Origin of the sequence: Erwinia sp. INIA01 (assembly GCF_025947915.1) — a bacterium.
GTDB classification, from domain to species: domain Bacteria; phylum Pseudomonadota; class Gammaproteobacteria; order Enterobacterales; family Enterobacteriaceae; genus Erwinia; species Erwinia coffeiphila.
In genome coordinates, this window is sequence record NZ_JAPDNC010000002.1 from 189,159 (window position 1) to 202,630 (window position 13,472).

At 56.6% G+C, this 13,472-nt stretch carries 8 protein-coding genes; 1 reads left to right on the forward strand and 7 read right to left on the reverse strand.

The genetic code is table 11. The features are described from left to right. Positions 1-41 precede the first annotated feature (41 nt). Positions 42-371, reverse strand: coding sequence for a thiosulfate sulfurtransferase GlpE (gene glpE / locus OMR58_RS02765; RefSeq protein WP_105592187.1), 330 nt, complete (start codon positions 369-371; stop codon positions 42-44). Between the two features lie 236 nt (positions 372-607). Between glpE and glpD the strand changes: the two genes are divergently transcribed. Then, the gene (gene glpD, locus OMR58_RS02770) at positions 608-2,113 is read left to right on the forward strand and encodes a glycerol-3-phosphate dehydrogenase (protein ID WP_264545232.1); all 1,506 of its coding nucleotides are present in this window, start codon (positions 608-610) and stop codon (positions 2,111-2,113) included. Between the two features lie 60 nt (positions 2,114-2,173). Here glpD and glgP read toward each other — a convergent pair whose 3' ends face one another. From glgP to asd, 6 genes are all read right to left on the reverse strand, one after another. Continuing rightward, positions 2,174-4,621 (reverse strand): glycogen phosphorylase, encoded by a 2,448-nt coding sequence (gene glgP / locus OMR58_RS02775; protein WP_264545233.1) that lies wholly within the window; start codon positions 4,619-4,621, stop codon positions 2,174-2,176. 20 nt (positions 4,622-4,641) lie between these two features. Then, positions 4,642-6,075, reverse strand: a complete 1,434-nt coding sequence (gene glgA / locus OMR58_RS02780; RefSeq protein ID WP_105592184.1) for a glycogen synthase GlgA — start codon at positions 6,073-6,075, stop codon at positions 4,642-4,644. 57 nt (positions 6,076-6,132) lie between these two features. Continuing rightward, a complete protein-coding gene (gene glgC / locus OMR58_RS02785) occupies positions 6,133-7,422 on the reverse strand; it encodes a glucose-1-phosphate adenylyltransferase (RefSeq protein WP_200543191.1) in 1,290 nt (429 codons plus the stop codon). A gap of 12 nt (positions 7,423-7,434) precedes the next feature. Continuing rightward, positions 7,435-9,411: a glycogen debranching protein GlgX gene (gene glgX, locus OMR58_RS02790; RefSeq protein WP_200560531.1), complete on the reverse strand. Its 1,977-nt coding sequence runs from the start codon at positions 9,409-9,411 to the stop codon at positions 7,435-7,437. Beyond that, positions 9,411-11,594 (reverse strand): 1,4-alpha-glucan branching enzyme, encoded by a 2,184-nt coding sequence (gene glgB, locus OMR58_RS02795; RefSeq protein ID WP_264545234.1) that lies wholly within the window; start codon positions 11,592-11,594, stop codon positions 9,411-9,413. The genes glgX and glgB overlap by 1 nt, the downstream gene beginning before the upstream one ends. A 468-nt stretch (positions 11,595-12,062) precedes the next feature. Further along, on the reverse strand, positions 12,063-13,172 hold the full coding sequence (gene asd / locus OMR58_RS02800; protein WP_105592180.1) for an aspartate-semialdehyde dehydrogenase: 1,110 nt from the start codon (positions 13,170-13,172) through the stop codon (positions 12,063-12,065). Positions 13,173-13,472: the final 300 nt, after the last annotated feature.

Genomic DNA, 13,472 nt, shown 5'->3' on the forward strand with positions numbered 1-13,472 from the left:
CGAAGCTTGCAGGATCAAAGGCTTCCACTGCCGTACGCCGGTCAGCGAGCGCCGGATTCTACCTGCTGCGGGAATGCAGCGTACCAGGCATCAAAGCCGCCGTCGATGCTGTAGGCCGCCGCAAACCCCTGGTTCAGCAGATACTGGGCTGCACCTTTACTGCTGTTACCGTGGTAGCACATGACCAGCACCGAGCCGCTCAGGTCAGCGCTGGCCATCAGGGCCGGCAGCGAGTCATTGGTCAGATGAAATGCACCGGTGGCATGAGCCGCAGAGAAGCTTTGCGGATCGCGGATATCAACCAGTAGGGTTTGCCCGTCTGCCAGTTTCTGTCGGGCTTCCTGGACGTTGATACACTCAAATTGTTCCATGGTGGGGTCTCGTTAACAGTCAAAAGTCGTCAGTTAAATCCTATTGTAGCCTGAAGCGGGTAGGGTTTAACCAGAGCTGGGCGGAGTAATTTGCGTAATGATTAAAGAAAATATGTTACCTGCATCACGCATAAATGTTTTTATCCGGTTAACGCTGGCATCAATGTTGGTTTACGATTAATATAATGCTCGAAAACGAACATTATTGAACGATTCCGAACATCGGAGGAGATGACGTGGAAATCAAAGACCTGATCGTAATCGGCGGCGGTATTAACGGCGCTGGTATTGCGGCCGATGCAGCCGGACGTGGATTGTCGGTGCTGATGCTGGAGGCTCAAGACCTCGCCTGCGCCACCTCTTCCGCTAGTTCTAAATTAATCCACGGTGGCTTACGCTATCTGGAACACTACGAATTCCGCCTGGTTAGCGAGGCGCTGGCCGAGCGTGAAGTGCTGTTAAAAATGGCACCGCACATTGCTTTCCCTATGCGTTTCCGCCTGCCGCACCGCCCGCATCTTCGCCCGGCCTGGATGATCCGTATCGGTCTGTTTATGTACGATCATCTCGGCAAACGCACCAGCCTGCCGGGAAGTAAAGGTTTGCGTTTTGGCACAGACTCAGTACTTAAACCTGAAATCGTGCGCGGTTTCGAATATTCCGACTGCTGGGTGGACGATGCGCGCCTGGTGGTACTTAACGCGCAGGAAATTGAAAAGCGCGGTGGCGAAGTGCGCACCCGTACCCGCGTGACCAAAGCCTGGCGTGAAAACGGCCTGTGGACCGTTGAAGCCGAAGATATCGACAGCGGTAAAGTGTATACCTGGCAGGCGAAAGGCCTGGTCAATGCTGCAGGTCCGTGGGTTAAGCAGCTGTTTGATGACGGACTGAAGCTGAAATCCCCATACGGTATTCGCCTGATTAAAGGCAGCCATATCGTCGTGCCGCGTGTGCATACCCAGAAACAAGCCTACATTCTGCAGAACGAAGATCACCGTATTGTGTTTGTTATTCCGTGGATGGATGAGTTCTCGATTATCGGCACCACCGACGTGGAGTACAAAGGCGATCCGAAAGACGTCAAGATTGACGATAAAGAGATCGACTATCTGCTGAATGTCTATAACACCCACTTCAAGAAAACGCTGGCGAAGGACGACATTGTCTGGACCTATTCCGGTGTGCGTCCGCTGTGCGATGACGAGTCCGACTCTCCGCAGGCGATTACCCGCGACTACACGCTGGACGTGCACGACGAGCAGGGTCAGGCACCGCTGCTGTCGGTGTTCGGCGGCAAGCTGACCACCTATCGTAAGCTGGCCGAGCATGCGATGGAAAAACTCAGCAAATATTATCCGGGTATCGGCGCGGCATGGACGAAAACCTGCGTGCTGCCGGGCGGTGATTTTGCCGGAAGCCGCGAAGATTACGCGGCCAGCCTGCGCCGCCGCTATCCGTTTATCACCGAAGATATGGCTCGCCACTATGCCCGCACCTACGGCAGCAGCAGCGAACTGTTCCTGAAAGAGGCGAAAAGCCTGGATGATTTAGGTGAACTGTTTGGTCACCACTTCTACGAGGCGGAGCTGCGTTATCTGGTGCAGAAAGAGTGGGTTCGCACGAAAGAGGATGCCATCTGGCGCCGTACCAAAGAGGGTATGTGGCTGAATGAGCAGCAGCAGGCGCGTGTTGCCGAGTGGCTGGTTCAGCACGCGAAACCGGTACTGTCGCTGGCATCCTGATCGCCGTAAATAAAAGGGCGACCGCCAGACAGCGGTCGCCCTTTTTACTTCCTGGATAGCCTACAGGCGGATGGGCTGGATACCCCAGATTTCATCCGCATATTCCTGAATGGTGCGGTCCGAGGAGAAATAGCCCATATTGGCGATATTAATCAGTGCCCGTCGCGTCCACTCACCTTTATTACGATAAAGCTTGTCTACCTTGTCCTGAGTATCGACATAGCTGCGATAGTCCGCCAGCAGCTGATAGTGATCGCCCAGGTTCACCAGCGAATCAAAAATATTACGGTAGCGGCCCGGCTCCTGCGGGCTGAACACCCCGGTGGCGATCTGCGTCAGCACCTGATGCAGTTCCGCATCCTGCTCGTAATACTTATGCGAGCTGTAGCCATTGCTGCGCAGTTCCTCGACCTGCGGCGTGGTGTTGCCGAAAATAAAGATATTTTCTTCACCCACGTGCTCCAGCATCTCAACGTTTGCCCCATCCAGTGTGCCGATGGTCAGCGCACCGTTCAGCGCGAACTTCATATTACTGGTGCCCGAGGCTTCCGTCCCGGCCAGCGAGATCTGCTCGGAGAGGTCGGCCGCCGGAATAATAATCTGTGCAAGGCTGACACCATAGTTGGGAATAAACACCACTTTCAGCCGGTTCTTCACCTGCGGATCGCTGTTGATCACCTTCGCGACATCGTTGATTAAATGGATAATGTGCTTAGCCATATAGTAGGCCGAAGCGGCTTTACCGGCGAAGATACACACGCGCGGCACCCATTCTGCATCCGGATCGGCTTTGATACGGTTGTAGCGGGTGATCACGTGCAGCACGTTCAGTAGCTGGCGCTTGTATTCATGGATGCGCTTAATCTGTACGTCGAACATCGCATGCGGGTCGACCACGATATCAAGTTTCTGCGCGATATAGATTGCCAGGCGCTTTTTGTTTGCCAGTTTTGCATCGCTGATTTTGCTAATAAAATTAGGATAATCAATATGCTGCTTTAGCTCATCCAACTGGCTGAGCTGCGTGCGCCAGGTGCGGCCAATCGCCTCGTCCAGCACGCCGGATAACGACGGGTTAGCCAGCGCCAGCCAGCGGCGTGGCGTAACGCCGTTGGTTTTATTACAGAAGCGGCCGGGGAAGAGTCTAGCAAAATCAGCAAACAGCGACTGCACCATCAGATTCGAGTGTAGCTCCGACACGCCGTTAACCTTGTGGCTGACTACTACCGCCAGCCAGGCCATACGGACTTTACGGCCGTTATTTTCATCAATGATCGAGATACGCGACAGCAGTTCCCAGTCTTCCGGATACTGCTCCTGGATGGTTTTCAGGAAGTAGTCGTTGATCTCAAAAATAATTTGCAGATGGCGCGGCAGAATTTTGCCGATCATATCCACCGGCCATGTTTCCAGTGCTTCCTGCATTAGCGTGTGGTTGGTGTAAGAGAACACCTGGCAGGCTACGGTAAACGCATCATCCCAGCTAAATTTGCTTTCATCGATCAGTACCCGCATCAGCTCGGGAATGGCCAGTACCGGATGGGTATCATTCAGGTGGATGGCGATTTTATCCGCCAGGTTGTCAAAGGTCTGGTGCATCGCCCAGTGGCGATGAAGGATATCCTGCACCGTGGATGAGACCAGGAAGTACTCCTGACGCAGGCGCAGCTCACGGCCTGAATAGGTCGAGTCGTCGGGATACAGCACGCGGGACACGTTTTCCGAATGGTTTTTATCTTCCACCGCCGCGAAGTAATCGCCCTGGTTAAATTTACCGAGGTTGATTTCGTTACTGGCCTGAGCGCCCCACAGTCGCAGGGTGTTGGTGGCATCGGTATCAAACCCTGGAATGATCTGATCGTAGGCCATTGCCAGCACTTCTTCCGTTTCTACCCAGCGTGCACGGCTGCCTTCCTGCTGGATACGGCCGCCGAAACGCACCTTATAGCGGGTGTTGAAGCGCTGAAACTCCCACGGGTTGCCGTATTCCAGCCAGTAGTCCGGTGATTCCGCCTGCTGGCCGTCGACGATATTCTGCTTAAACATACCGTAGTCGTAACGGATGCCGTAACCGCGCCCCGGCAGGCCGAGCGTGGCGAGGGAATCCAGGAAGCAGGCCGCCAGGCGCCCCAGGCCGCCGTTGCCCAGCCCCGGGTCGTTCTCTTCTTCGATCAGTTCCTCAAGGTCGAAGCCCATCTCTTCCAGCGCCGTCTGCGCATCCTCATAAATTCCCATTGCCAGCAGGGCATTGGAGAGGGTGCGGCCAACCAGAAACTCCATCGACAGGTAGTAAACCTGCCGGACATCCTGCGACAGCTGGGCACGATTTGAACGCAGCCAGCGCTCTACCATACGATCGCGTACCGCCAGTAACGTGGCGTTCAGCCACTCGTGTTTATTCGCAATGGACGGATCTTTACCAATGGTAAACATCAGCTTGTAGGCTATCGAATGCTTAAGGGCATCCACGCTGAGCGTCGGTGAGGCATAGGAGAAAGGTGCGTTCATATCAGTTTCCCATCGTCAGGTTACAACAAACGTTGATAGAGATCGCGGTAGGCAACAGCCGCTACCTGCCAGCTAAAATCCATCCCCATAGCCTGCCGCTGAACATAGCGCCAGAGTGAAGGACGGGACCAGAGGACGAAAGCACGTCGGATAGCACGCAGCAGTGACCACGCGTTGCTATCTTCGAACACAAAACCGCTGGCGATACCGTCTGCGAGGTTTTCCAGCGAACAATCATTTACCGTATCGGCCAGCCCACCGGTGCGTCGCACCAGCGGCAGGGTGCCGTATTTCAGGCCGTAGAGCTGGGTCAGGCCGCAGGGCTCAAAGCGGCTGGGTACGAGAATCACATCTGCACCGCCCATAATGCGGTGGGAAAACGCCTCGTGGTAGCCAATCTGCACGCCGACCTGGCCCGGATACTCGGCGGCGGCGGCCAGGAATCCCTGTTGAAGAACCGCATCTCCGGCACCCAACAGCACCAGTTGCCCCCCCTGTTCCAGCAGGCCTGGCAGGGCTTCCAGCACCAGATCCAAACCTTTCTGTTTGGTCAGGCGGCTGACCACGGCAAAGATCGGCGCTTTTTCATCAATTTTTAGCCCCATCGCAATTTGCAGCTGGCGCTTGTTCTCAACTTTGGTGTCCAGAACATCACGGTTATAGCGGGCCGTCAGCAGCGGATCATGCTGCGGGTCCCAGATGGCCGGGTCGACGCCGTTCAGAATACCGCTCAGCCTGCCTTCCAGCTGACGCTGTTTGAGCAGGTCTTCCATACCGTAGCCAAACTCCGGCTGGGTGATCTCCTGGGCGTAGGTGGGACTGACTGCCGTTATATGGTCGGCGTAATACAGGCCCGCTTTCAGGTAGGAGATCTGGCCGTAAAACTCCAGCCCGTACATATTGAAAAACGAGCGCGGCAGCTGGATCTGCTCCAGGTGGTGCGCGTTAAACAGTCCCTGATATGCCAGGTTATGCACGGTAAACACCGACTTCGCCGGACGACCGCGCGCGGCCAGATAGGCACAGGCCAGCCCGGCATGCCAGTCGTGCGCATGAACCACATCCGGACGCCAGAAGGTATCAAGCCCGCAGGCCATTTCGCAGCCCATCCAGCCCAGCAGCGCGAAGCGCAGATAGTTATCGGTATAGGCGAACTGCGATTCATCGTGATACGGACTGCCTGGGCGATCGTAAAGACCCGGCGCATCGATCAGATAAATTCCCACGCCGTCATAGTGCCCAAACAGTAATTCGACATAGCCGGCAAAAGTTTGCAGTTTCGCCACCACAACCGCATCGGTAATTCCCTTTTTCAAATCGGGGAATGCCGGAAGTAATACGCGTGTATCCATTCCTTCCGCAATTTGCGCCGCCGGTAATGCCCCAACAACATCAGCAAGCCCGCCGGTTTTCAGCAGCGGGAAAATCTCTGAACAGACATGTAACACCTGCATTATCGGCTCCTTAACAGTGCCAGAACGTGATGCTGTCAGGTCATCACGTCGTTACGCCTAGCTGATCCAGCCGAGCTTCGCCAGCATGGTCCTTGTGACCAGAACAATTCCCTCTTCCGATCGGTGGAAACGCCGGGCATCATCATCCGGGTTTTCGCCAATCACCGTCCCTTCTGGCAGCACGCAGGCGCGGTCAATCACGCAGCGGCGCAGGCGGCAGGAGCGTCCCACCTCCACATCCGGCAGTAATACCGACGACTCAATATTGCAGAAGGAGTTGATTCGAACGCGGGAGAACAGCACCGAGTTCACTACCACCGAGCCGGAGATAATGCAGCCTCCCGACACCAGTGAATTCATTGTCATACCATGGCTGCCAGAACGGTCCTGAACGAATTTCGCCGGCGGCAGCGGCTCCATATGGGTGCGAATTGGCCAGGTACTGTCGTACATATCCAGCTCCGGGGTGACCGAAGCCAGATCGAGGTTTGCCTTCCAGTAGGCTTCCAGCGTGCCGACGTCACGCCAGTAGGGCTCAACGGCTTCCCCACTTTGTACGCAGGACAGACTGAAGGAGTGAGCCAGCGCTTCTCCGCTGGCCACGATTTTCGGTAACAGATCCTTGCCGAAATCGTGGTCGGATTCCGGCAGCTCCTGGTCGGCTTCCAGCAGGCTATAAAGATAGTGCGCATCAAAGACGTAGATACCCATACTGGCCAGCGCCTTGCTGCTATCCCCGGGCATCGATGGCGGATCGGCCGGTTTCTCCAGGAACTCGACCACGCGATTGTTTTCATCCACCTTCATTACGCCAAACGAACTGGCTTCTTCCAGCGGTACCGGCAGGCAGGCAATGGTACAGCGCGCGTCGTTTTCGACGTGGTCGAGCAGCATGCGGGAGTAGTCCATCTTATAGATGTGATCGCCTGCCAGAATAACGATGTACTGCGCGCGGTAGCGCCGGATGATATCGAGGTTCTGCGTGACCGCATCGGCAGTCCCGCGATACCAGTGCTCGGTCGACAGCCGCTGCTGGGCAGGCAGAAGATCGACGAACTCATTCATCTCTTCATTCAGGAACGACCAGCCTCGCTGAATATGCTGAACCAGCGTGTGCGACTGATACTGGGTGATCACCGCGATGCGGCGGATGCCTGAATTCAGGCAGTTAGAGAGTGCGAAGTCGATAATACGAAACTTACCGCCGAAGTGAACCGCCGGTTTGGCGCGCTTGGCGGTGAGATCGCGCAGCCGCGTACCGCGCCCACCGGCGAGGATCAGGGCCACAGTTTGCGTTGGCAGCTGTCTTGCCAGCATCAGGGAATCGTTCTTATTAAATTTGGCCATGCCTGACTCCTGTTATGTTTTTTCCTGGAACACGCACACGCCGTGCGCTGCACCATGCCAGACAGTTGACCGGATCGGATTATCGTCCCCGGCAAAGGGAGGGATGGCGTGCCAATTTCCCTGAGGTAAAATCAGGTCACACACTTCTTCGGTGGCGTTGAGCACGATGAGCCAGTGTTGCGAAAGCCGGATTTGCAAACGATGTGCTCCCTGCTGCCACTCACTGGCGCTGAGCGGCTTACCCTGCTGGTTCAGCCATTCAACGTTTCCATCACCTTCCTGCCACCAGCGATCGCTTTGCAGCGCCGGGATGCGGCGGCGCAGATGGATTAACGCGGCAGTGAAGGAAAATAACCCACTATCACAGTGCAGCCAGTCGAGCCAGGTCAACGGGTTATCCTGGCAATAGGCATTATTATTTCCGTGCTGGCTGTGGCCGTGCTCATCGCCTGCCAGCAGCATCGGCGTTCCCTGTGCCAGCAACAGCGTGGTTAGCAGCGCATGCGCACTGCGGCGGCGATGTTCCGTAACCAACAGCGGTGCGTGCAGCCCTTCCACGCCGTGGTTATGGCTGAAATTGCTGCTGCTGCCGTCACGGTTATCTTCACCGTTGGCCTCATTGTGTTTTTGGTTAAAGCTGACCACGTCGCGCAGGGTAAAACCGTCGTGCGCGGTGATCAGGTTAATACTGCTGGAAGGTGGCCGCCCGTCACGTTGAAAAACATCGCTGGAAGCGGCAAACCGCCGGGCAAACTCGCCGTTGGAGAGATCTCCGTGCAGCCAGTAGCGGCGGGCGGCATCGCGAAAGTGGTCATTCCATTCGGCAAACGGCCAGGGGAAATCCCCCACCTGATAGCCACCCGGCCCGATATCCCAGGGTTCGGCGATCAGTTTGCATTTTGACAGCAGCGGATCGGCGGCAATCGCCTGGAACAGTGGCGCATCGCGCTGATAGTCCGGCGTGCGGCCCAGTACCGTGGCCAGATCGAAGCGGAAACCGTCAACGTGGCAGACCTCTACCCAGTAGCGCAGGCAGTCGAGTGCCCAGGCCATCACCTGCGGGTGGCTGAGGTTTTGCGTATTACCGCAGCCGGTCCAGTTCTGGTACTCGCCCCGTTCTGTCAGCCAGTAATAACTCTGGTTATCAATGCCGCGCATCGACAGCATCGGACCGGTTTCTTCCAGCTCCGCGGTGTGGTTAAACACCACGTCCAGAATTACCTCTATTCCTGCCTGATGCAGCGCTTTGACGGCAAGCTGGAACTCTTCCCGCGCGTTCTGGCTGGCGGCATAGCGGGTATCCAGTGCGTAGCAGGCCAGCGGGTTATAGCCCCAGTAGTTGGTCAGCCCCATGCGCAGCAGGCGCGGTTCGCTGGCAAAGCAGGCCACCGGCAGCAGCTCAAGGCTGGTGATCCCCAACTGCTGAAAATAGTGAATCATCACCGGATGCCCCAGCGCGGCGTAGGTGCCGCGAATTTCCGGCGGCAGATCGGGGTGCTGGCAGGTCAGGCCGCGAACGTGGGCCTCATAAATTACCGTGCTACCCCAGGGGACACGCGGCGCGGCGTCGTCTTCCCAGTCGAAGTCATCGGCCAGCACCACACATTTAGGCGCGATGCTGGCGTTATCTGCCGCGTCCGGGATTTCTTCGCCGCACTGGAAGCGCGGGTCGTCACAGACTTCACCCTCTACCTGATGCGCGCAGGGGTCGACCAGCAGCTTCGCCGGGTTAAAACGTTTACCCTGCGCCGGTGCCCACGGACCGTGTACCCGATAACCGTAGCGTTGGCCCGGATGGATGGCAGGCAGATAACCGTGCCAGATATCGCCGCTGCGTGCGGGCAGATCGATACGTTTCTCACGGCCTTTCTCATCAAACAGGCACAGCTCTACGCGCTCCGCATGCTGAGAGAACAGCGTAAAGTTAACGCCTTTGCCGTCGTAGCTGGCCCCGAGGGGCTGCGGTTTACCCGAACGTATCGGTGCCATTACGCCTCCCGAACCAGCCACAGAGTGGAAAGGGGCGGCAGCGTCAGGCTCAGCGAGTGGCTGCGGCCGTGGCTTCCCCAGTCGTCGCTATCGATAGTGCCGCAGTTACCGAGATTACTACCGTGATAGTGGCCGGAATCGGTGTTCAGCACTTCACGCCAGCGCCCGCCCTGCGACACGCCAAAACGGTAGTCATAGCGCGGCACCGGGGTGAAATTACTGGCGACGATCAGCTCGTTGCCGTCGCGGTCGCGGCGCACGTAGACAAACACCGAGTTTTCAAAGTCATCCACCACCAGCCACTCAAAACCGGCGGGTTCGAAGTCGAGCTGGTAGAGCGCCGGATGAGCGCGATAGGTATGGTTGAGATCGCGGACCAGCCGCTGCACGCCGTTATGCCAGCTGTCTGCCCCTTCCAACAGGTGCCAGTCCAGGCTGCTGTCATGATTCCACTCGCGCCCCTGTGCAAACTCGTTACCCATAAACAGCAGTTTCTTGCCGGGGAAACCGAACATCCAGCCGTAGTAGGCGCGCAGGTTGGCGAATTTCTGCCAGGCATCGCCCGGCATACGGTCGAGAATCGAACGTTTACCGTGAACCACTTCATCGTGCGACAGCGGCAGCACGAAATTCTCGGTGTAGTTGTAAAGCATGCCGAAGGTCATCAGATCGTGATGATAGCGGCGATGCACCGGGTCCAGTTTCATGTAGTCGAGCGTGTCGTGCATCCAGCCAAGGTTCCACTTGAACCAGAAGCCCAGGCCGCCCATTTCCGGCGGGCGCGAGACGCCGTTAAAATCCGTGGACTCTTCAGCGATGGTGATCGAACCCGGCGCGGCATGGCCCAGCGTGCGGTTGGTGTAGCGCAGGAAGGAGATAGCCTCCAGATTTTCCCGCCCGCCGTAGTAGTTCGGCACCCATTCACCTTCGGCGCGGCTGTAGTCGCGATAAATCATCGAGGCCACGGCATCCACGCGCAGGCCGTCAATGCCAAAGCGTTCGATCCAGTACAGCGCATTGCCCGCCAGGTAGTTGCTCACTTCCCGGCGGCCAAAGTTGTAAATCAGGGTATTCCAGTCCTGGTGATAACCTTCACGCGGGTCGCTGTGTTCGTACAGATTGGTGCCGTCAAAATTCGACAGGCCAAATTCATCAGAGGGGAAGTGGCCGGGCACCCAGTCGAGCAGCACGTTAAGCCCGGCGTTGTGCGCTGCCGCGATAAACGAACGGAATTCGTCTCGCGTACCAAAACGCCGGGTGGGCGCATAGAGGCCCAGCGGCTGATAGCCCCAGCTGCCATCAAACGGATGCTCATTAATCGGCATCAGCTCCAGATGGGTAAAGCCCATCTCTTTGGCGTAGGGAACCAGCTGCTCCTCCAGCTCTTTATAGCTCAGCCAGAAATTGTTATCGGTATGGCGTCGCCATGAACCCAGATGCACTTCATAAATTGAGATGGGGGCGTCAAAGCCGTTGGCTCGCTGGCGCTCGGGGGCGATTTCGGTTTTTTCCGGCAGGCCGCAGATCATCGAGGCCGTTTGAGGGCGCATCTGGGCTTCAAAGGAATACGGGTCGGCTTTCAGCCGCAGCTGGCCGTGGGCATCAACGATTTCGAATTTGTACAGCTGGCCGGGCCGGGCGGCCGGAATAAACAGCTCCCATACGCCCAGTTCGCGACGGAAGCGCATTGGATGGCGGCGGCCGTCCCAATAGTTAAACTCGCCCACGACGGAAACGCGCTGGGCATTCGGTGCCCATACTGAAAAGCGTGTGCCGATAACGTTATCAATGACGTCGGCATGCGCGCCCATTTTTTCATAGGGCCGCAGGTGCGTGCCCTCCGCCAGAAGCCAGCTGTCCATTTCAGGCAGCAGCGGGCCAAAACGGTAGGCATCATCAATCAGGTTTTGCTGGCCGTGCCAGGTGACCGCCAGCTGATAGCGAAACAGATTTTTACGCCGGGGAACGACCGCCTGAAAAAAACCGCGCCCGTCCAGGCACTCCAGCTGCGCGCATTTACGCCCGGTGCTGGTTTCAATCACCCAGACTTCGCTGGCGTCCGGTAGCAGGGCACGAACCACCAGGCCTTTAGCGGTTTGATGCATGCCCAATAGCGAAAAAGGGTCCGCGAGGTGACCAGAAAGTAAAGCATTAATCTCACGACGATCGGCAAGCTCTGACATGACTTTCTTCCCATGATAGACGGCAGGCGATGGCCGGATGTTTTAACAACGCCCGGGACATACTCTGCTCTTCATTGAGCTTAATGGCATGCTGTCGGGGAGGTGACCATCCGCTGGAAAAACCACCGCAGCACGCGATAATAAACCCTTAAGCGAAACTTTTATTTGCTGATGGAACAATGACTGATTTAAGCATAGCCAGGTGACAACAATAGCCAGGTACGAAAGCGTAAAAATATTTCTTTCACATCAAACTGTACTGCTGTTAGGGCATAAGGCAGGAACGTCAGAAGCTTCTTAAGCGCCAGTTGGGGAAAGCCCCGAATCAGGCGGAAAAACTCAAAACGGTGGATCGGGTATTCAGAAAAACGGGTAATAGCGGGTGATGCCGTTAGTGATAATTACTGAATCAGAATATAACAAACAGATACTTTCCCCTGCCGCAGGCGACAGGGGAAAGCGAGCCGTTTAGCCTACCAGCAGGCGCAGCATACGGCGCAGCGGTTCAGCCGCACCCCACAGCAGCTGATCGCCAACGGTGAAGGCAGAAAGATATTCCGGCCCCATATTCAGCTTGCGCAGACGACCCACCGGAGTATTCAGCGTGCCGGTGACCGCCGCAGGCGTCAGCTCACGCATGGTCAGCTCACGATCGTTTGGTACCACTTTCACCCACTCGTTGTGGGAAGCCAGCAGCTGAGTGACCTCATCCAGCGGCACGTCTTTTTTCAGCTTCAGCGTAAACGCCTGGCTGTGGCAGCGCAGTGCACCGACGCGCACGCACAGACCGTCAACCGGAATCACGCTGTCGGTACGCAGGATTTTGTTGGTTTCCGCCTGACCTTTCCACTCTTCGCGGCTCTGGCCGTTTTCCAGCTGCTTATCGATCCACGGGATCAGGCTACCGGCCAGCGGTACGCCGAAGTTATCGGTTGGCAGGGTGCCGCTGCGGGTCAGCTCGGTCACGCGGCGCTCGATATCGAGAATGGCCGATGCCGGGTTGTGCAGCTCTTTTGCTACGTGGTCATGCAGCATGCCCATCTGAGCCAGCAGTTCACGCATATGGCGCGCGCCGCCGCCGGATGCCGCCTGATAGGTGGCAACGGAAGCCCACTCCACCAGGTCGTTAGCAAACAGACCGCCCAGCGACATCAGCATCAGGCTGACGGTGCAGTTACCGCCAACGAAGGTTTTAATGCCGTTGTTCAGGCCGTCGTGGATAACCTGGTGGTTGACCGGGTCGAGGATGATAATCGCATCGTCCTTCATGCGCAGCGTGGAAGCAGCGTCAATCCAGTAACCCTGCCAGCCAGCGGCACGCAGTTTTGGATAGACTTCGCTGGTGTAATCTCCACCCTGGCAGGTGATGATGATATCCAGCGCGCTCAGCGCATCGATATCAAACGCATCCTGCAGCGTACCGGCAGAGCGGCCGCCAAACTCCGGCGCGGCCTGGCCGTGCTGGGAAGTGGAGAAAAACACCGGGCGTACAACGTCAAAGTCACGCTCTTCGATCATACGCTGCATCAGCACGGAACCAACCATGCCACGCCAACCGACAAGTCCTACAGTTTTCATATCTACCTTTACCTCGGGCCCGCACTGATAACGCCCGTAATTCAGTTAAAATCACCGGAATGTACTCTGTCCAAATCTACAAGGTGCAGCAAAAGTGGCAAGTGAATTAAATCGATTGAGAGAATTTTTTTAGCAGAAGGACTAATAATCCACGCCAGGCGGTGTGAAACAGGAGGATTAACGCGAGTCTATGATAACGGCGGAAGCCCTATTATCGTTGTTAAATTGGCGACTAAAGCGGGTTTTACCGATGATTATAGGGGGTTTTGCGTATCAGGAGCCGAAACATCGTCATAGAGC